Raw genomic sequence first — 21,629 nt, forward strand, 5'->3', positions numbered from 1 at the left:
AAACTAGTATGCCTTTCTCAAAACACATCTTAATATTTTTAACTCAAAAATAATACACAATGAAAAAAATCTTAGAATTAACAGGAGTCCAAGAACTTAGTAAAGGACAACAAAGATCAATAAAAGGGGCAAATACATATATCTCTTGTTGCAATCCAAATCCAATTAATGGTAGTGGAAACAGATGCCGTATTAGTTTCCCAGGAGGAAGCTTTTGCGAACCTGGTAGATGTACAAGTTTTGGAGGTTGTATTCTTTATTAAACGGCGTATCAATAATATTGAAAGATAAAATAAAAAGAGGCTGGGAAAACTGCCTCTTTTTTATATTTCACTCTATTCTAAATGAATTTTGAACTATAACCAAAAGTTCTTGAAATTTATAAATATCAAGTAATTCCGTTTGTATTTCAATTCATTAACCCCCTATCTTGTAGATATAAAATAACTTTAATACTTACACAATGAAAAAAATCTTAAACCTTGAAGGAATTCAAAAATTAACGAAAAAGGATCAAGAACAAATAAAAGGTTCTTGGAGTAACTACGTCTATTGTGGACCTCCTAGAAAATGTTGTCAAATGTTCAACGGTTTTGAGTTTTGCGACTTTGGTTATTGTCAACCTAACGGAAGTTGTATTTGGGCATAACTAAAAAACCAATGTTTTTAATACTTTAACGATTACCCGAACAGTTCTCGGGTAATCGTTTTTATTTTTATGAAATTAAATTAAAGGACTGTCTAGCTATCTCCAATTCTTCATTCGTTGGAATTACCAATATTTTAACCTTGGAAGAAGATTTACTTATGTCCCTTATCTCCTTAGATCTGATAGCATTTTCATCTTGATCCAATTCAATTCCCAAAGATTCTAATTCAGTACAAACCAAATTTCTTACCACATCAGAATTTTCGCCTATTCCTGCTGTAAAAACAATAGCATCAAGACCATTCATAACAGCAACATATGAGCCAATAAATTTTTTAATACGGTATGCGTTCATTTCTAAAGCCTGCTGACAGTTAATATTCCCTTTTTCTGCTGCAGACTCTATATCTCTTAAATCACTAAAGCCTGTTAACCCAAGCATTCCACTTTCCTTTTGCAATAATGAATTAACCTCTTCTAAAGAATACCCTAATGAATTAACCATATAAAAGATAACTGCTGGATCTATGTCGCCTGATCTAGTACCCATAATTAATCCATTCATTGGTGCAAAGCCTAGAGTATGATCTATACTTTTACCATCCTTAACTGCCGTCATACTACATCCGTTTCCTAAATGTATAGTAATGATCTTAGTATTCTTTTTTTCTAAAAAATCAATTGCTTTTTCCGAAACGTATTTATGACTAGTACCATGAAATCCATACACTCTTATATTGTGTTCTTCTAAAAAAGAGTTAGGAATAGCATACTTATAAGCTTCAACGGGCATTGTTTGATGAAATGCAGTATCAAATACCGCTACTTGTTTAGCTTGTTTAAAAATATCTTCTGATACCAAAATTCCTTGCAAGTTAGCTGGATTATGAAGAGGTGCTAATGCTGAAAGTTTTTCTATTTTTTGTTTTACTTCATTATCAATCAAAACAGTCTCCGCATATGTGCTTCCTCCGTGAACTACTCTATGACCAACTATCTGTATTTCTGAAGCTGTAGTTATTACCCCAATTTTAGCGTCTAATAAATAATTTGCAATTAACTGAAGTCCGATTTTATGATTCTCTATAGCCTCTTCTTTTTCGATATCATCGGTGCTGGTTTTATAGTTTATTTTGGCATTCTCCAAACCAATACGTTCTACCAGTCCTGAACATAGAACCTCAGCAGAAGGCATATTAAAGAGTTGAAATTTAATTGATGAACTCCCTGAGTTTAATACTAGTATTCGCATGTTATTATCTTACTATTTATAATCCTTGTGCCTGAATTGCTGTTATAATTACTGTATTGTAAACATCATCTACCGTGCATCCTCTACTCAAATCATTTACCGGTTTATTTAATCCTTGTAGCATAGGACCAATTGCCAAAGCACCAGTTTCTCGTTGTACAGCTTTATATGTATTATTTCCTGTATTAAGATCTGGAAATATTAATACACTTGCTTGTCCAGCTACTTCAGAATCCGGAAGTTTACTCTGACCTACTCTCATATCCACAGCAGCGTCATATTGAATAGGACCTTCTATCTTAAGCTCTGGATGTTTCTCTTTTACAATTTTAGTAGCAGCTCTTACTATTTCCACATCTTCTCCTTTACCTGATGTTCCAGAAGAATATGATAACATAGCGACTTTAGGTTCTATACCAAATGCTGCAGCCGATTTAGCTGAAGAAATTGCTATTTCTGCTAGTTGTTCTGCATTTGGGTTTGGGTTAATAGCACAATCACCAAATACCGAAACTCTATCATCTAAACACATAAAAAAGACAGAAGAAACCACTTTTACTCCCGGTTTTGTTTTAATAAATTGTAATGCTGGTCGAATGGTATGCTGTGTTGTATGTACCGCTCCAGAAACCATGCCATCTGCATGACCTTTATAAATCATCATAGTTCCAAAATATGATACATCGGCCATCATATCTTTTGCCATGTCTAAATTCACATTTTTATGCTTTCGCAATTCATAAAATGTTTGTACGTAATCGTCAAAATGTGGTGAATTTATAGGTGAAATAATTTTAACCTTACTAAAATCAATAGGAATATCTAGTTTAACTGCTTTACTCTTGATTTTCTTTTCATCCCCTATCAAAGTAATATCAACTACATTTGACGCCTGTAACCTAAAAGTTGCTCTCAATATTCTCTCATCTGATCCTTCAGGTAATACAATGTGTTTTTTGTTTTTTAATGCCCGTTTCAATAGATTATACTGAAACATACTTGGAGTCAAACTATCGGATTCAAAAGTAATTAATGGATCTACTAAACGATCTTCATCTACATACTGTTCAAAAGTGCTAATAGAAGTATTAATTTTTTGTAAATTATCTGCGTGTATTTTCGATCTGATAGCACCTATTCTATTAGTTATAGAAAAAGTGCCTTGTGATACTGACACAATAGGCACAGATAGAGAAACACCTTCTATTAATTTAAGAATTGGTTCTTCCGGAATTATTCCTCCAGTTAAAATAATACCTGAAATTTTAGGGTAATTATCAGAAATATTTGCCTGTAAAACGCCTAAAATAATATCTGCTCTATCTCCAGGAGTAATAACTAAACTATTATCCTTAAGATGTGTAAGATAATTTCTTAACTGCATTGCTCCTACTCCAAAACTACCTGCTTGATTATTTAAGAATTCTTTTCCAAAAAGAACATTTCCATCTAATTCATTTACAATTTCTCTTATTGTTGGGTTAATTAAGGAACCAATTTTAGGTATGATAATTTTTTCCACAGCAGCACCAAAATCATCATCTAATTTTGCACTCAATTCTTTTTCACAACCATTAACCACTTTATTAGCAACAATTGCTAATACTTCTGCATCCTTACTCGTAAATGTATCATATGCCAGCTTAAGATTCCCCGTTATTTCTTCTTTAGTTTTATCGACTCCACTAGCCACAATAATCGAAGGAATTCCTAGATTCTTTGCTATAATTACATTTATATCAAACTCAATAATAGAACCTTCATCGGAAAAATCAGTTCCTTCTACAAGAATGAAATCGAATTTTTCTTCTAAATTTTTATATTTTTGGATAATACCATCTATAATTGCTCCAGATCTTCCTTGATTATATTTTTGAAGAACCTCACTTCTTGTAAAAGCATAGGTGTTTTTATAATTAATGTCTAATTCGAAATGTGATATTACAGTATTGATATGATTATCTATCTCACCTTCTTTTGGGTCATCGATAATAGGCCTGAAGTATCCTACTCTTGCCACTTTACCCAGCAACATTCTCATTAACCCTAAAACAACAATTGATTTACCACTATTCGGTTCGATAGTAGCGATATAAACAGCTTTACTCATGTATATAAATTTGGTGGTACAAAGATATGGTAATAATACTAGGTAATATAACAAGAAATAATCAATAGATTAAGCTTTACAAACATTAACTTTATTTCTTTTAAATCAACAAAAAAAGGATCAGAAAAACTCTAATCCTTTTATTACTGATCTATATTTTTAGGAAGACATTAATTAATATCTTCTCCTTTTTTTAGTTTTTCTAATTCTCCAGATAATCTTCCTTTAAATCTTTCAGGAGCTTTACTCATAGCAGTATTCATTGATTTAATTGCATTTTTATAATCTCCAGTTGCCGAGTAAGCTCTAGCTAATCCATAATTAGAAGGCCAAACGCCATTATTATTCTTTACATTATTTTTTAAAACCTCTAAAGCTTTATCTTTTTGTCCTTGACCAATAAGTCCATTCCCTAATTGGAATACCTGAGAAGCGTTTCCTTTGGTTGTTGCTTTATCCACTATTGCCATAGCCTCTACTGTCTTTCCTTGTTTTGATAAAATTCTAGACTTAAGAGATAGGTTACCAAAAGTTTCTTTGCTAAAGAAATTACCACTTATTGAGGCGTTTACCCAATCAAGTGCTTGATCTAAATCTCCAGAATTAAAAGCATAATTAGCTGCATTATCCCAGTTTGATTGTGTAAATCCTGCATTACTCCTGAGATCATCTTTAATCCCTTTCATTACAATATCATCCACGTCCACCTCTATCTTAAACGGAATTTCTTTCTTCTCCCATCTTAAAGCTGCAGTAGTACTAGTAGCATCAAAAGAAGGAAATAAAAACAGTAACGTTTCTGTATGCCCTACTTCTTTGGATTGCACATCAACACGCAAAGCATCTTCTTTTTCATCATAAAAATAACTCCCCCATGATGATGAATTCTTAGAAAATATGACTGTTGCTCCTCCTCCTTCTTTTAAAGCGATATGAAGTCCATAAAGTCCTGCTCTAATATCTTTTCCTTCTATTTTTACATCATGTGAAAATTCTATAGTAGAATTCTGATTAGCTCCCGCCCTCCAAGGTGCTGCCGTGGATGTCCCAAATCCTAAATTATTATATCCATAAGGAACTAGTTTACCCCAAACCTCGCGTTCTTTTACACTTGGTCTACCGTAATCTATAGTAATATCTGTTATTCCGACTCTTTGAGTAACTTGAGCTCGTTGACTTGCTTCTGGTGTTTTTAGCTGAGCATTCATCGGAATCGATAATAACATTATTGCACTCACAAAAAATGCTCTTATAAGTTTGGTCTGTTTCATGACTTGAATTGTTTGAATTATATTTTGAATTCTGTATGAAAGAAAAGTCATACACTTCAAACAATAATAAGATGATATTCTTAATCAAGATGTTACCGTAGTGTTAAACTAACGATACAAGTCCTAATAATTGTTAAATCAATTATTCTTTTAACAGCTGATTAACAAAACCTTCGAACTCATTCTTATAATCAATATATTTTTGACCAGTGGCAGGGCCGTTAAATCCAGTATGGATTTTACGTATTTCTCCTTTTTTGTCAACAAAAATTGTAGTAGGATAAGACAAAATATGATTTAGCATTGGTAACTTTTCCTGAGCCTTTTCTTTATCAGATGTTCCATATTGAGCTAAAAGAATTGGGTATTCTACTTTTAATTTTGATCGAAGCCTTTCTATAGATTTAAATGCTTTTTCTGAAGTTTTAGCATACTCAAATGCTAATGCTACAAATGCTATATTTTTATCCTTGTTTTTATTATAATAATCTACATAATATTTGGTTTCATCCATACAATTAGGACACCAAGTTCCCATGATTTGTACCATCGTTACTTTTCCTTTAAAGCGTTCATCATTTAAGGAAACTTGATTTCCTTTAGCGTCTGGAAAACTAAACTCTAGTTTATCATATCCTTCTTTGATAAAAGTTAAAGAATCTGCAGAAGGTAATTCATACTGTTCATTACGTTTTGCTGTAAAAGGTTCTTTCCAATGATTTCCAGAATAAAAATGACCATTCATTGTACTATCGGTAACTTGTGCCGTAAATAGAAAGGCATGAGCTCCATCAAAAGCTGATAGTTCTAATTTATTATTGTTAAGAACTCCTTCTAAAAATCGGTAATCTCCCGTTGTCGTTCTAAAAGTTCCGGTTACAACATTTCCGTTTTGCTTAAAAACACCTTTAGCTATATATCTATCTTCTGGAGTTTCGGGACTAAAAATTGATTCCCAATTCCCTTTTATATTGGCAGCAGGTTTTGAAATCACTTCGAACCTATCTTTAACACCAAATTCTGCTTTAAAAGGTACGATTCTATCCAAAATTTCTTTTATAAAACTTCCCGAAATCGTCATAGAATCTTGAAATTTCGCAGCTACATACCCTTCAAAAACTGGGAATTTAATAAATATAGAATCTCCTTTAATACTCACCTCATCAACATCAATTACTTCTTCTGCATTAAAAACTTTCAATGTTTGATCTTCAAAAACCTCAAATAGAAAAGGCAACTCTTTATTATCCTGTACAGTTAAAGAAGCCTTCCAAAGGCCACTTTTGAGAAACATTTCTCTTGACTCAACTTCTTTTTTACAAGAAGTAAAGTTTATTAAAAACATTAAAAAAAATAATTTACTTACATTTTTAAGAAAATTGAATCTTATCATTTACTTGGATAATTAAAAAATTATTGTAGAGCATTTGGTTATTTATTAAAAAAATAAAATGAAGAGTATTTATAAACTATCAGGGTCTTTTTTATCGTATACTTTGATATTTTCTTTTCCCCTTTTTTTGGACAAAGACTTTTCTTTCAATTCTTTATTTTTTTTCAAGCGCTTTTTATGAGATATTTGTAAATCTTGTTCTTCTTTAGCACTCAATTTAGTTGATTTACTTCTTTTCTTAGTATTCAAACTCTTTTTATCAGCTTTTTTAGCTTTCACCAATGTATTTTGGGATTTTTCTGTTTTTGGGACTTTTTCATCAGCATGTTGTGCAGATAAAGCAAAACAATTAATAAAAAGAAAAATAACAAGTAGGGTTTTCATATTCATAGGGGCATTATTTTAATAAAACTAATATTCAAAAATAAGCAATCTAAATCTAATAGCTATTTAAAGAAAATATCAGAGTATTCTCTAGTTAGCAAATAACCTTCTAAACTAAAATATTTTTGTTCCAGGTATTCCAAAAACCTTGTTTGTTTACTTTGCCAAAGTAAAAGCATTAGTAATGCCACATAATTTCAAAATCATAGTAATGAGAAATTCATCTAAATTACTTAAACATCTTGTAATCTAAAAGAGTATATTGAAAAAGCCTCCTTTTTACTAAAACAAAAAGAAGGCTTTAAAAAATTTAAACAATATTTATTGCTTCTCCTGATATATTTTATTCAGTTTATCTTTTTCTTCTTTTACTTTTTTCTTACCATTTTCTAAGGACTCTTCAAGTGCTTTTAATTTTTTTTCAGCTTTAGCAATCTTACTTTCTTTATCTGCAATTTCTTCTGGTGTCATTGCATCCTCACCTTCTTTGGCCTTAGCTTTTTCTAATCGTTCTCGAGCAGCATCAATTTTAGATCTTCCTTTTTTTAACCGTTCCTCATCTTTATTTAAACTTTCTTCACTCTTTGCCGCCATTAGTTTAGCATCTGCGGCTCTTGCCTGTCCATACTCCCTACCAGTAAGTCCATCCTTATTTTTACCATATGCGTTTCCTTTGAGTTCTTTATCGGCTTTTTTCTCTGCTTTTCTTGTTTCCTTCTCAGCCATCTTTTTGGCTTTCTTAGCCTCGCCCTTTAACTTACTACCTTCTTCTTTAACATCTTTCAGTCCATTTTCCACTGCCTCTTCAGATTCCTTTATTTTATCCTTTCCCTTTTGTTTTTCTTTATCGAGTTTTTCCTTAACTTTTTCCTTATTTCCCTTCATTTTCTCCTGTCCCTTAGCTTTTTTCTTAGCTACTTTCTCTTTAGCTTCTTTTGATTTTCCTTGGGACAACGCTGTATGATTACCACAAATGGAAATCAACATCAACACCATAATAATTCTTACTAATTTCATTTTTAGATATTTTATAGTTAGTACTTTGAAAGTTTGGGTATGAATAATTTAAAAATAGACAAAGGGTTTATATACTGTCTAAATCTTTTAATGAGTCCTCCAGTTCGTCAGCTTTTTTTGTTACTTCTTCTGTAACACTTTCTAACTCTGACTCAACCGCTTCAATTTTCTCGACTGCAGCTTTTGTTTCTTCTTCTTCCTTTTTTTTATCTGTACAAGAAATTACTCCAACAAACAATAATAAAGTAAAAAGCTTAAAGACATTTTTCATATAATAAGGGTTAGATTAATACTATCATAAATATACTTAATTTCCATAAATATATCCCAAATTTCTTGTTTGTTAGCTTTACCCAAAGTATTATCTTTACCGCCTAATTTCAGAATCATCATTAATGAAAATTTCATATAACTGGCTCAAGCAATTTATTAAGCTTGATTGGGATGCAGAAAAAGCTGGGGAGTTACTAACTGACTTGGGGCTTGAAGTAGAAGGAATCGAAACCTATCAAAGTGTGCAAGGTGGCCTACAAGGTGTAGTTGTTGGACAAGTAATTAGTTGTTCACAACACTCTAATGCTGATAAATTAAAAGTAACCAAAGTAGATTTAGGTACTGGAAAACCTGTGCAAATTGTATGTGGTGCTCCCAACGTGGCAGAAGGTCAGAAAGTTCCAGTTGCAACTATAGGAACAAAACTATATAATCCAGATGGAGAAGAATGGACCATAAAGAAAGGTAAAATTCGTGGAGAAGAAAGTCATGGAATGATCTGCGCTGAGGATGAACTAGGATTAGGAAAAAGTCATGATGGAATTATGGTTCTAGACAAAGATATTCCCGTTGGAACACCTGCTGCTGATATTTTTGATATAGAAAACGATCACGTATTCGAAATTGGTTTAACACCAAACCGGGCGGATGCTATGAGTCATTGGGGTGCTGCTCGAGATCTAAAAGCGGGTTTACAGCAAAAAGATCTTAATTTAGAACTGATCACTCCATCTGTTAGTAATTTTAAAATAGAAAACAGATTACATAAATTTGATATCGATGTAAAAAATCCTGAATTAGCACCAAGATATTGTGGTGTTTCTATTTCTGGATTAAAAGTAGGAGAATCTCCTTCTTGGTTACAGCATCGATTAAAGGCTATTGGTCTTACTCCAAAAAACAATGTCGTTGATGTTACTAATTACGTACTACACGAACTAGGACAACCTCTACACGCTTTTGACGCCAATTACATAGAAGGAAATAAGATAGAAGTTAAGACTCTTAAAGCTGGAACAAAGTTCACCACATTAGATGAGGTAGAAAGAGAGCTTCATTCGGAAGATTTAATGATTTGCGATGCAGAAAAACCGCTTTGTATTGCTGGAGTTTTTGGTGGAATTAATTCTGGAGTAACTGAAAAAACCACTTCAATTTTCTTAGAAAGTGCTTATTTTAATCCTGTAAGTGTTCGTAAGACAGCCAAACGTCATGGACTAAATACTGATGCTTCTTTTAGATTCGAAAGAGGTATAGATCCTAATATCACAGAATACGCACTAAAAAGAGCTGCATTACTTATACAAGAATTAGCAGGTGGAGATATTACAAGTGAAATTACAGACCTCTATCCTAAAAAGACAGAGGACTTTCAGGTATTTTTATCTTTTGAAAATACAACAAAATTAATTGGTGAAGAACTTCCTCAAGAAACTATTAAAGATATTTTAAGCTCACTAGAGATTAAAGTAAATAGTGTCACAGAAGGTGGTCTAGGTCTTACCATTCCAGCATATCGAAATGATGTTCAGCGAGAAGCAGATGTTATTGAAGAAATTCTAAGAGTATATGGCTACAATAACATTAAGTTTACACAAAAACTAAATGCATCCATCTCTAATATTGATAAATTTTCTGATCATAATATACAAAACACCATTTCTAACCAATTGGTAGGTCAAGGATTTAATGAAATGCTAGCAAATTCTCTAACCGCTCCAGAATATATTTCTTTATCAGAACAATTAAATGCTGATAATAATGTAGAAATGCTAAACCCATTAAGTAATGACCTAGCAGTATTACGTCAGTCTTTGTTATTTTCTGGATTAGAAGCAGTTTCTTACAATATTAATAGGAAACGTTCTGATCTCAAGTTTTTTGAGTTTGGTAAAACCTATCATAATTATGAAAGTGGAAGAATTGAAAACAAACATCTTACCTTACTAATTACAGGAAATAAGACGAAAGAAAGCTGGAAAATAGGACAAGAAAAAAGTGATTTCTTTTATTTAAAAGGAATTATCGAAACAATCCTAGATCGTTTAGGGATTAAAAGATCCAAAACAGCTCCAGCTAAAAATGATATTTTTTCTGAAGGAGTTTCTTATAGTCTAGGAAAGTCTAAATTAGTAGAATTTGGAATTGTAAAGAAATCCGTATTAAAGCATTTTTCAATTTCTCAAGAAGTATTATTTGCAGACTTTAACTGGGATACAATATTAGAGTTCGCTAGACGAAGTAAAATTAAATTTAGAGATATTCCTAAATTCCCAGAAGTTAAGAGAGATTTTGCACTGTTATTAGATAACACTGTTACTTTTGAAGAAATTCATACTATTGCGAAACAAACAGAAAAACAACTTCTAAAAAACATTAATTTATTTGATGTATATGAAGGAAAGAATTTGCCTGATGGTAAAAAATCATATGCTGTAAGTTTTACATTGCAAGATGAGCATAAGACATTAACAGATAAGCAAATTGATAAAATCATGAATAAGCTTCAGTATAATTTTGAGAACAAATTAGGAGCAGAATTACGATAAAAAAGCAATCTCATTATAAAAATCACAATAGTGCCTTTAAGTTTCTTAAAGGCACTATTTATTTAATAAAACAATACCTTTAGCCTTAAACCTCAATAATAGTAGTAAATGACAGATAGGTGACACCTAAATGGCGTACTAAATACCAATAGCAATTAATAGTTTTGTCTTGTACAAAAAACATAATCATGGAAAATCAATCTATTTCTAAAAACTTACTATACCAACGTAAATTAAAAGGCTACACACAGGAAGAGTTATCGGATAGAACAACCGTAGGAATAAGAACTATCCAGCGTATTGAAAAAGGAGAAGTAACTCCACATTTACAAACCATAAAACTATTAGCAACAGCTTTAGAAATTAAGGTAGAAGACCTCTTACCCATAGAAAATCCAAAAGAAGAATCTATACAACAAAAATGGCTATTACTATTGCATGCTACACCCTTCTTAGGACTAATGATTCCTCTATGTAATATTCTATTACCCGTTTTTCTATGGATCCACAAAAGAGAAGACAACAAAATCTACGATGTACACGGAAGAGCAATTATAAACTTCCAGATAACAATGACAATATTGTTCCTATTATCATTTATCAGTTTAGTTACAATTGAAGGTGTTGGCTTCTTTTTATTTATTGCGGTTATTCCATTTTGTATTATTGTAATGATTATCAATATAGTTTCTGTTCTAAACTCTCAAAAATTTTATTATCCTTTATCAATTCCATTCTTAAAGAAAAACAAATCAATAAAACATATTAACTTTTTGATCATTCTAATATCGATAGGATTCATAGGATGTGCTGATACCAAATCAAAACAAATTGTTAGGCTTGATGGCTCTGTAATCACTAAAGATTCCTTAACCTCTAAAGTAAACCAATTAGTATATGATGCGAATGTCCATGGTATTGCGATAACTCTTTTTAATAAGAATCAAATTACATATCAAAAAACTTTCGGATATAAGAATTATAACCATAAAAAGCAGCTAACTGATTCTACTAATATGTATGGAGCATCTTTTAGCAAAGCTGTTTTTGCTGTGTTAGTAATGAAACTCGTAGAAGAAAATGTGATTGACCTAGACACTCCTTTAGAATCTTACCTCCCAAAAAAAATATACGAATACAAACCAATGACCAGATGGCATGATGATTTCTCTGCTTTACAAACAGATTCTCTATATCATAAAATTACTGCAAGGATGTGTTTGGCTCATACAACTGGTTTTCATAATTACAGATGGTACGAACCTGATCATAAATTAAGAGTTCATTTTGAGCCTGGGGCTCGTTATAGTTATTCTGGAGAAGGGTTTATCTATTTACAGGTAATATTAGAAAAGCTACTTGGCAAAGGGCTTGAGGAAATAGCACAGGAAAAAATATTTGAACCATTAAACATGAATCATTCTAGTTACCAATGGAATAAAAAATTCGAAAATGACTTTGCTCATGGACATTCTAAGGAAGGAAAACTATTTAAAAAAGATAAAGATAATGAACCAAGAGGTGGAGGAACATTAGAAACTAGCACTAAAGATTACAGTAAATTCTTGGAAGCTGTATTACAAAACAAAATTATTACAAAAAGTTCATGGGATGAAATGTTCAAGCCACAAATAAGAATTCGAACATTAGCCCAATTTGGCCCACTATCCCATAAAAAGAGTGATATTAATGATGCCATTCAATTAGGCTATGGATTAGGCTGGGGAGTTTTAAATTCTCCATATGGCACAGGAGCTTTTAAGGAAGGACATGGTGATGGTTTTCAACATTATTCTATATTATTCCCAAAAGCTAAAAAAGGAATCATGATAATGACCAATAGTGATAATGGAGAAAGTATTTTTAAAGAACTACTAGAAGTTGCATTAGGGGACATCTACACCCCTTGGAAATGGCAAAACTATGTTCCCTACAACCATAAAGAAAGTGCATCTAGAAATTAATTCAACATTTGTTAAAAACAATGAAATCTTGTAATCTATATCGTAAATACTTAATTTAGTGGAGCTAAAGAAAAAGACATGCTATTTCCAAAAACCAATATCGAAAAAAAGTTAACTCAACTTAAGAACAAGCAGTTTAATCCTTCTAGTTGGGAAAAACAAGTTGAGTCTATTTTTGAACGAGAAGAGAAAAAAGATCACCGAATTCTTAAAACTCTAGAAAAAGGCACTACGTCTGAAACAAATGATTTCATTTTTGATAATACAGAAAGTTCTAAAATTTATCATATTGATCAAATTAAAAAAATATGTGTTGATTATCGATTGCGTTTTTTAGATACTAAATATTTTAAGGGTAAACTTCCTCAAGAAGCTATTTCGCAAATAAAGGAGTTAGAAAAAACTCATAATACAGAATTAAAAGGGTTTAAAATTATAGCTCCGTCAAAGCTATTTAAGTTAGCTAATGCTGATGATCCTTTATTATTTGCCCCAATGGGTAATGATTACTATTATTTAATTCATAAATGGGGTGATGATCTTCATCCATTTCGTAAAATAATGATGTGGTTTTTTAAGAGTTTTGAAAACTTATTAATTCTTACCTTTTTAGTAAGTCTTTTAGTTACCTTTATGGTCCCACAAGGTTTATTTAGCAAAGAAAGTAATACTTCAGAATTTATCATGATATTCTTTTTTATGTTTAAATCTGTTGCTGCAGTAGTTTTATTTTATGGATTCGCATTAGGCAAGAATTTTAATACTGCAATTTGGGATAGTAAATATTTTAATGCATAAAAAAACACATATGTTTCCAGAAAGTGAATATGAAAGAGTATACACGGGAAGTCTAATTAATATACAATTTCTTCAAAATATACTGCAGGATAGCGGTATTAATTCTATAACTAGAGATGACATGAAATCAGGTATGGCAGCCGGTTTTGGCGGTGGAATTCCGGATCACATTCAGCTCTTTGTAAAAAAGACAGACGTAGAAGAGGCTATTCCTATTATAGAAAAAAGTTTATCTTAAAGTATTATGAGTCAAGAAAACAATAACCCAAGGAAAAACTGGGATTTTATGATCGGAATAGCATTGGTCCTATTCGGAAGTTTTCGATTATACCAGCGCACAAGAGTTGAATTTGAATGGAATTATAAAATTTTTCTTACAATTTCATTTATCCTATATGGAGGTTTTTTAATTTATAGACATCTTCAAAATAAAAATAATACTTCGGACTAATTTCCCTTTTTCGGGATTTTACTCATTGCACGCTCAGTTATAGCTGTAATAGATAAAGAAGGATTTACTCCTGGATTTGCAGAAATCATAGATCCGTCGCATATATACATATTCTTATATCCAAATACTCTGTTATTTTTATCAATCACCCCATCTTCTGTGGTAGCAGCCATTACTGCTCCTCCTAATATATGAGCTGTAGACGGTATTCCTGCTAATGGTTCTAGTCCAAAAACAGTTTCTTTACCTTCTGTTAGTTCAGAATATTGTTTTGCTAAACTAAGTGATTGTGGTATAAAAGCACTAGGTTTTTTACCTTCTGCAATACTCGTATTCATAAACCCTAAGGAGTTTCGTTTAAATTTTAATGTACTATCCAATGTTTGCATAAACAAAAGAATAGCTGTACTCTTACTCCAATCTTTAGCCGTATATAATTTAAGATAAGATATTGGGTGGCTTATAAAACTTGTGATCATTTTAGTTACCCGGACAACGGTATTCTTACCATGGGTTAAAGGTAAGTGTGATAATCTCCAAAATCCAGAACCTTTAGCATACCTAACAATCTCTAGATGACTATTCTTATCAGTAGTCAAAATAGATCCTATAGCTACACCTTTTGACATATCTTTATTGCCATTTAAGTTAGTTACACTTATCAGACTTTCATTATTAGTTCTGATATCGGATCCTAAATGATCTGATAAATTAGGTAAGGATTCTTTCTTTAGTTTTAGTAATAATTTTATTGTTCCTAAAACTCCTCCTGAAAAAACAATCCCTTTAGCTTTTAATTCTTTTTTAGAACCAAATAGTCTGGTAGATGACTTATACTTAACCGAGTATCCATCTAAGGAATGAGTTACATCGATAACTTCATTTTCTGCAAGAACAGTAGCTCCTAATTGCTGTGCCAAGTATAAATAATTCTTATCTAATGTATTTTTTGCTCCAACCCTACATCCGGTCATACAGCCACCACAAAAATTACACCCAGTGCGATCAGGACCTTTTCCATCAAAATACGGATCAGGTACTTTTTTATCAGGAGTTCCAAAAAAAACAGCTACATCTGTTTTAGAAAAACCCTCTTTAATATTCATTTTATCAGCTAATTCTTTAAGTGCCTTATCTCCATCGAACAAATATGGGTTTTTCTGAGCTCCTAACATGGTTAATGCTGTTTGATAAAATGGTCTCAATTCTGACTGCCAGTCCGCTAATTCCTTCCAACTACCAGATGTAAAAAAATCTCTTTTAGGGACCGGTAATGTATTAGCATAAACCAACGAACCTCCTCCTACTCCTGTACCAGAAATTACTACAACATGTTTAAAAAAAGACATCTTCATAATTCCAAACCATCTTAAAAAAGGAACCCAAAGCCATTTTCTAAGATTCCAATTTGATTTAGGGAAATCTTTGGGCTTATACCATCTTCCTTTTTCGATGACCAAAACTTTGTATCCTTTTTCTGAAAGACGTAATGCACTAACTGATCCTCCAAAACCGCTACCAATTATTACATAATCATACTCTTTTTCAATATTCATACTTTTAATATTATATCGGTTTTTGGAGTGCACATACAAGTAAGTATATATCCTTGATTTATTTCATTTTTTAAAAGAACAATATCTTCTCTAGAATTCCAGTTTACTTCCCCTTTTATCAATAAAGCTTTACAAGTACCACAATCTCCCATTTTACAAGCATGTGGTAATGTGTTTTTAGTTTTCATTGACCCTTGTAATATTGTTTCAGAACTATCGGTATTAAAACAAAATTGATTGCCACTCATCGTTATATCAATTTTACGTGTTACACCAGAAAGTTTATTAACGTTCTGAGAAAATTCTTCCACTTTAATTAAATTATCCAAAACTCCAAGCCCACCTAACACTTTCTTAGAAGCTTCCATCATTGCCGATGGACCACAGATATAAAAATAGGAATCTACCGATAACTTTGATAAATATTTGTGTTGTAAATCTGCATTCAATATTTCGAAACTTAATATTATATCTATACGGTTTGTATAGCGTAAAGAAAGTTCTTTAAGTTCTTGATCAAATATTACTTCTTCTTTATTCCTAGATCCATAAAGTAATGTCACCTTTTCTTCTGAAGTCCTTAAAACAAATTTGATCATAGACATGATAGGCGTAATACCGCTTCCGCCGGCAATAAAAACAAATGGTTTACTAATACTTTTTGGCAATAAAAACTTACCAAATGGACCAGAAACTCTTAGCTTATCCTTCTTCTTTATAGTATTTACTAAATGATTAGACAACTTTCCTCCTGCTACTCTTTTTATAGCTACCGCAAGCTTTCCTGTAACAGGATCCTCACAAATAGAATAACACCTACTTATTAAATCTTCATTAACGAAGTCTGAAATAACTACATATTGACCAGCTTCATAAAGAAAAGGAATCTGGTCTAAATTTTTGAAAACAAGTTTAATAGTGTTTGATGTTTCTCTATATACTTCTTCTACTAATAAAACGTAATTCCATTTTTTTCCTAATTGAATATCTACATATGTATTTTTCTTGTCTAACAATTTCAAATCCTGATCTCTATAACCCTCAATCACAGATTGTTTTTCTAATAATTCGGATTCCATATCCAAAAAACAACTTCTATATTTATAAAAGGGTACTCTAGGGTGTAAATGATGTATTAGATGATAACTTTGATATAGTGACAGAAACTCTAAGCCTGGAATCGTAATGATACGTGTATTATGATACCTACTTAAATTATTATGTGGATAATGTGGTAACCAATCAAAAGAAAAAGCCAATACTGGTGCCGCAATAAGTGCTGATAAAATAAAAACAAAAAACAACGCACTTCCATATCCCAAAAAAATCAAAGCGCTTAAGATCGTAGTAAGAAAAAATAAAAATAAAATAGATTGACCTCTAATTTTGTTCATTGCTTCGTTCTTTTTACTATCCTTACCTAACGCTAATTCGAAATAATAGCCGATCAATGTTAGGCAACGAAAGAAAATTGACAAAGGATTACTACCATTAACATAATGATCTGGATCATTTACCGGATCATTTGTATGTGCGTGATGTCTAAGATGTATCACTACAAATGCAGAAAAAGGAAATATCAAAAAGAAACTAGATACCCAACCCAAGGCTTTTTCTAATTTTACAAACGACTGAACTCCTCCAGAAATATTACCATGACTGGCTTCGTGGGCAATTGTAAACATCCCATAAGCTATCAAAGCTCCAATAATAGAGGTCCATATTGGTGAGAACCCTAATAAATAAAAATTCCAAAGCAAAATATATCCAATACATAAAATGGAAAACAAAATTATAGTTGGCCAGGCTACTTTTCCCGAATATTTTTGCCAAACTGCTTGATTTTTCACAGGTCAAATGGTTATGTTTGAAAAAGATATTTATTTTTTCGAACTATTTAATCAAATATAGTTCGATTATTAGAGAATACCAAATATGGGAAGAAAATCAATTCATCGAGAAAGAAAGGATAAAACTAAAAAGGTAGAACAATGGACTCAAGCTATACTTCCTAAACTGAGTAATATGGCTCTTGGAGAACTAACTATTGATGATCTAGCGCTACTAATGAACAAAAGTAAGTCTACGATTTATCAATACTTTGTTACTAAAGAAGAAATTTTTGAATACATCACTCAAATAAGGGTTGATCGCCTTAAAGCTTATAAAAACGAAATTTCTGGCGAACTGTCTACTATAAACTACCATTATGAAACCTTAGCAAAGATTCTAGCTGAAGGAGTTAAAGATATTTCTCCTTTTTATCTAAAGCAATTACAAACGCATTATCCTAGTGCCTGGAGTATAGTAAATGACTTTTTACAGGGTTTATTAGATGACCTTAAACATTTTTATGTTTTTGGAATAGAGAATAAGATGTTTAAGGAAGTTTCTCCCGAATTATTAATCAAACTGGATGAATATTTTATCATGCAGCTTATTACTGATCATACTTTCTTTAATAATAATCAGCAAACTTTAGAATCTGCAATCAAAGAATATATGTACATAAAGTTCGAAGGTTTGGTATTAAAATAACAAAAAAATCTCGCAAACAGCGAGATTTTTTTACTTAGTAAAAACGTATTCATTAAACATTAACGGCATACATCTTATCTCGTAATTCTTTAATTTTTTTATCACTCATATATTCATCAAAAGTAGCGTAACGATCAATTACTCCATTGGGAGTTAACTCAATTACTCGATTTGCTACGGTTTGAGCAAACTCATGATCGTGTGTAGTGAAAAGAATAGTACCTTTAAAATTTTTCAAAGAATTATTAAATGCTGTAATTGATTCCAAATCCAAATGGTTTGTTGGTTCATCTAACATTAATACATTTGCTCTTGTCATCATCATCTTAGATAACATACATCTAACTTTTTCTCCTCCGGATAATACATTTGACTTCTTTAACGCTTCTTCTCCACTAAAAATCATTTTACCAAGAAAACCTCGAATAAATACTTCTTCTCTTTCTTCTTCTGTAGTTGCCCACTGACGCAACCAATCTACTAACGTTAAATCATTCTGAAAATATTCACTGTTATCCGCTGGCAAATAAGATTGTGTAGTAGTAATACCCCAAGAAAAAGTACCATTATCTGCTTTTTGTTTCTCATTAAGAATTTGATAAAAAGCTGTAGTCGCTCTAGAATCTTTTGAAAAAACTACTACTTTATCGCCTTTAGCTAAATTAATATCTACTCCTTTAAAAAGAACATCTCCTTCTATACTTGCTGCCAACCCTTCTACATTAAGGATTTGATCTCCCGCTTCTCTATCTCTTTCGAAAATAATTGCTGGATAACGACGACTAGATGGTTTAATATCCTCTATATTTAATTTCTCGATCATCTTTTTACGAGAAGTAGCTTGTTTTGATTTTGCTACGTTTGCACTAAAACGAGCTATAAATTCTTGTAATTCCTTCTTTTTCTCTTCAGCTTTTTTGTTTTGTTGCGCTCTTTGTCTTGCAGCTAGTTGAGATGATTCATACCAGAATGTATAATTACCACTATAGTTATTAATTTTTCCGAAATCAATATCTGAAATATGTGTACACACAGAATCTAAGAAGTGACGGTCGTGAGAAACAACAATTACGGTATTATCATAATTGGCCAAGAAATTTTCTAACCAAGATATGGTTTCATAATCCAAATCATTGGTAGGCTCATCCATTATCAGCACATCTGGACTACCAAACAAACATTGCGCAAGTAACACTCGTACACGCTGTTTAGTATCTAAATCTGCCATACTTGTATAATGTAAATCCTCTTTTATCCCAAGATTAGATAACATAGTTGCAGCATCACTATCTGCATTCCATCCATTCATCTCTTCGAACTGTACTTGAAGTTCCCCTATTTTCTCTGCATTCTCATCTGTATAATCAGCATACAAAGCATCAATTTCAGTCTTAATCTTATACAAATCTTTATTACCCATGATGACTGTTTCTAACACAGTATATTCATCATACGCATAATGGTTTTGTTCTAAGACTGACATGCGCTTTCCAGGCTCCAAGTGAACATGACCTGAAGTTGGTTCAGAAACACCAGAAAGAATCTTCAAAAAAGTAGACTTTCCTGCCCCGTTTGCTCCGATAATACCATAACAATTACCTTGCGAAAAGGTAGTATTTACTTCATCAAATAAAACTCTTTTACCGAATTGTACTGAAAGATTAGAAACTGATAACATAGGTATAAATTGTATTTTCGGCAAAAGTAGAAAAATGGATCCAGAACTTGAAAGAATATAAAAGTATTTTAAATGAGAGTTTGTCAAATAAAAGTTCTTGTCATATCATACTTTCGCAACATAAGTAATTATTAAAGCTCCCTACGAATTGCCTAATAATAACACAATTAACGTATTCTTAACAAATCTTAGAGGTCATTCCATTTATTTTTGAATGTTTGTCAGTTTAATAATAGCACCCAAAATGTATTTCTTCAGGATAAAATATTTTATTTATATCTCGATTATTGGTTTTTGTTTATGTGGTTGTGAATCAACAACTACAGAGATAACGAATGAACATATCTATTTCGGTGGTGAGATTATCAACCCTAATGCTGATTATATTGTTCTTTATAAAGACAAAGATTTTCAGGACACGATTTATTTAGATAAAAACAATAGGTTTTTACATAAGATAGAAGGTATTAAAGAAGGTTTATACTCCTTTAGACATAATCCAGAATTTCAGTTGATATTACTAGAAAAAGGAGATAGTATTCTAATGCGTCTAAACACATTAGAATTTGATGAATCTTTAGTTTTTACTGGAAAAGGAGCTAGGAAAAATAATTTTCTAATTGATATGTTTTTGCAAAATGAAATTGAGCGCAATCAATTACAAAAAAGAAAATTTAAAAAAAGTCCTAGATTCTTTAAGAAAGAACAAGACTCCTTATTAGACATAAGAATCAAAAGATTTGATCGTCTTACCAGTAAATACAACATAAGTGATCTTTCGAAAAAAATATGTAGATCTAGTTTTGAGTATGATTTCTTTTCGAGATATGAATTATATTTATATAAATACCAATACCACAGACTTAAAAATCTTGATCCAAACAAAGAGTTTTCCGAAGATTTTTTCGATTACAGAAAGCAGGTTAATTTTAATGATGATGATCTAATGAGGTTATACTCGTATAATAGATTCCTTAATCATTATTTCACCAACTCTTCCTACACAAAATACATGAATAAAAAATCTTTTTCTAAAAGTAAAGTTGAGTATACCATGTATAAGTTGGATCTTGTAGATAGTTTAATCGAACATTCTTACATCAAAAACAATCTTTTAAGAGGTATAACGACTAATTTTATTTTAGATAATAAAAATGACTATACTTCTCAAAAAGTACTTAATCATTACTTATCTATAAGTACTGATAAAAAGATCCAAAAAGAACTGGTGAAATTAGCAAAAGCTACTGCTAGATTGAAACCAAATAGTATTATTCCTGATCAGGATCTTATTTCTTCCAACGGAGAAATGACTAAGCTATCCTCTCTTTTCGAAAAGCCTATTACTGCTTTATATTTCTGGTCTATTGAAAGAAAAGATCATTATATCCAAGCACATAAGAAAACTGATCATTTAAGTAAAATATATCCAGATATTGATTTTATCGCTATTAATACGGATGATGAACAAACGGACAATTGGCTAAAAACGATTAATCGTCATAATTACGATCTATCAAATGAATATGAGTTTAAGTTTCCTAAATGTTCTTCTGATGAATTGGTTATTCATTATTCTAACAAGGTAATTTTGGTTAATCAACAAGGAAAAATAATCAATCCAAATGCTGATTTATTCTCATCAATTTTCGAAAAACAGTTGATGAGTTATAGCAGAATGGCAAGTATCGAAAAACAAAAAACTGTTCTCGACTAAAAGAACAGTTTTTAGAATTTTATTATTTC

General features: G+C 31.4%; 19 protein-coding genes. 9 read left to right on the top strand and 10 right to left on the bottom strand.

Annotated features, from left to right (window positions below):
• Positions 1-59: 59 nt before the first annotated feature.
• Both H526_RS0116410 and H526_RS0116415 read left to right on the top strand, forming a co-directional pair.
• The gene (locus H526_RS0116410; RefSeq protein WP_027394017.1) at positions 60-263 is read left to right on the top strand and encodes a hypothetical protein; all 204 of its coding nucleotides are present in this window, start codon (positions 60-62) and stop codon (positions 261-263) included.
• A gap of 200 nt (positions 264-463) precedes the next feature.
• A complete protein-coding gene (locus H526_RS0116415; protein WP_027394018.1) occupies positions 464-649 on the top strand; it encodes a hypothetical protein in 186 nt (61 codons plus the stop codon).
• A 67-nt stretch (positions 650-716) separates the two neighbouring features.
• On the opposite strand, the gene H526_RS0116420 is transcribed toward H526_RS0116415, so the two are convergent.
• The 7 genes from H526_RS0116420 to H526_RS0116450 form a co-directional block, all read right to left on the bottom strand.
• Complete coding sequence (locus H526_RS0116420; RefSeq protein ID WP_027394019.1) at positions 717-1,901, bottom strand: acetate/propionate family kinase; 1,185 nt, start codon at positions 1,899-1,901, stop codon at positions 717-719.
• A 16-nt stretch (positions 1,902-1,917) separates the two neighbouring features.
• Complete coding sequence (pta, locus tag H526_RS0116425; protein ID WP_027394020.1) at positions 1,918-4,011, bottom strand: phosphate acetyltransferase; 2,094 nt, start codon at positions 4,009-4,011, stop codon at positions 1,918-1,920.
• Between the two features lie 170 nt (positions 4,012-4,181).
• A complete protein-coding gene (locus tag H526_RS0116430) occupies positions 4,182-5,282 on the bottom strand; it encodes a DUF2911 domain-containing protein (RefSeq protein WP_027394021.1) in 1,101 nt (366 codons plus the stop codon).
• Between the two features lie 142 nt (positions 5,283-5,424).
• Positions 5,425-6,627: a peroxiredoxin family protein gene (locus H526_RS0116435; RefSeq protein WP_051336195.1), complete on the bottom strand. Its 1,203-nt coding sequence runs from the start codon at positions 6,625-6,627 to the stop codon at positions 5,425-5,427.
• 117 nt (positions 6,628-6,744) lie between these two features.
• Positions 6,745-7,065: a hypothetical protein gene (locus H526_RS0116440; RefSeq protein WP_027394023.1), complete on the bottom strand. Its 321-nt coding sequence runs from the start codon at positions 7,063-7,065 to the stop codon at positions 6,745-6,747.
• A gap of 315 nt (positions 7,066-7,380) precedes the next feature.
• The gene (locus H526_RS30980) at positions 7,381-8,076 is read right to left on the bottom strand and encodes a hypothetical protein (RefSeq protein WP_027394024.1); all 696 of its coding nucleotides are present in this window, start codon (positions 8,074-8,076) and stop codon (positions 7,381-7,383) included.
• Between the two features lie 67 nt (positions 8,077-8,143).
• Complete coding sequence (locus H526_RS0116450) at positions 8,144-8,347, bottom strand: hypothetical protein (RefSeq protein ID WP_027394025.1); 204 nt, start codon at positions 8,345-8,347, stop codon at positions 8,144-8,146.
• Positions 8,348-8,471: 124 nt separating this feature from the next.
• Between H526_RS0116450 and pheT the strand changes: the two genes are divergently transcribed.
• The 5 genes from pheT to H526_RS0116480 all read left to right on the top strand — a co-directional run bounded on the left by pheT (position 8,472) and on the right by H526_RS0116480 (position 14,111).
• The gene (gene pheT, locus H526_RS0116460; RefSeq protein ID WP_027394026.1) at positions 8,472-10,898 is read left to right on the top strand and encodes a phenylalanine--tRNA ligase subunit beta; all 2,427 of its coding nucleotides are present in this window, start codon (positions 8,472-8,474) and stop codon (positions 10,896-10,898) included.
• Positions 10,899-11,086: 188 nt separating this feature from the next.
• Entirely contained in the window at positions 11,087-12,862 is a 1,776-nt protein-coding gene (locus tag H526_RS0116465; protein WP_035085832.1) for a serine hydrolase, read from the top strand.
• A gap of 78 nt (positions 12,863-12,940) precedes the next feature.
• Positions 12,941-13,660 (top strand): hypothetical protein, encoded by a 720-nt coding sequence (locus H526_RS0116470; RefSeq protein WP_027394028.1) that lies wholly within the window; start codon positions 12,941-12,943, stop codon positions 13,658-13,660.
• Positions 13,661-13,670: 10 nt separating this feature from the next.
• A complete protein-coding gene (locus H526_RS0116475; RefSeq protein WP_027394029.1) occupies positions 13,671-13,898 on the top strand; it encodes a putative signal transducing protein in 228 nt (75 codons plus the stop codon).
• Between the two features lie 6 nt (positions 13,899-13,904).
• Positions 13,905-14,111, top strand: coding sequence for a hypothetical protein (locus H526_RS0116480; protein ID WP_027394030.1), 207 nt, complete (start codon positions 13,905-13,907; stop codon positions 14,109-14,111).
• Here the strand turns inward: H526_RS0116480 and H526_RS0116485 are convergent.
• Together H526_RS0116485 and H526_RS0116490 are read right to left on the bottom strand one after the other, a co-directional pair.
• On the bottom strand, positions 14,108-15,667 hold the full coding sequence (locus H526_RS0116485) for a GMC oxidoreductase (RefSeq protein WP_035085833.1): 1,560 nt from the start codon (positions 15,665-15,667) through the stop codon (positions 14,108-14,110). The two genes, H526_RS0116480 and H526_RS0116485, sit on opposite strands and share 4 nt — an antisense overlap.
• On the bottom strand, positions 15,664-17,517 hold the full coding sequence (locus tag H526_RS0116490) for a fatty acid desaturase (RefSeq protein ID WP_027394032.1): 1,854 nt from the start codon (positions 17,515-17,517) through the stop codon (positions 15,664-15,666). The genes H526_RS0116485 and H526_RS0116490 overlap by 4 nt, the downstream gene beginning before the upstream one ends.
• A gap of 85 nt (positions 17,518-17,602) precedes the next feature.
• Here H526_RS0116490 and H526_RS0116495 point away from each other — a divergent pair, with 85 nt between their 5' ends.
• Positions 17,603-18,205, top strand: coding sequence for a TetR/AcrR family transcriptional regulator (locus tag H526_RS0116495; protein ID WP_027394033.1), 603 nt, complete (start codon positions 17,603-17,605; stop codon positions 18,203-18,205).
• 52 nt (positions 18,206-18,257) lie between these two features.
• On the opposite strand, the gene H526_RS0116500 is transcribed toward H526_RS0116495, so the two are convergent.
• Positions 18,258-19,883 (bottom strand): ABC-F family ATP-binding cassette domain-containing protein, encoded by a 1,626-nt coding sequence (locus H526_RS0116500; RefSeq protein WP_027394034.1) that lies wholly within the window; start codon positions 19,881-19,883, stop codon positions 18,258-18,260.
• A gap of 244 nt (positions 19,884-20,127) precedes the next feature.
• Here H526_RS0116500 and H526_RS0116505 point away from each other — a divergent pair, with 244 nt between their 5' ends.
• Complete coding sequence (locus H526_RS0116505) at positions 20,128-21,600, top strand: TlpA family protein disulfide reductase (protein WP_027394035.1); 1,473 nt, start codon at positions 20,128-20,130, stop codon at positions 21,598-21,600.
• Positions 21,601-21,629 lie beyond the last annotated feature (29 nt).

The sequence above is a fragment of the Aquimarina latercula DSM 2041 genome (assembly GCF_000430645.1).
GTDB classification, from domain to species: domain Bacteria; phylum Bacteroidota; class Bacteroidia; order Flavobacteriales; family Flavobacteriaceae; genus Aquimarina; species Aquimarina latercula.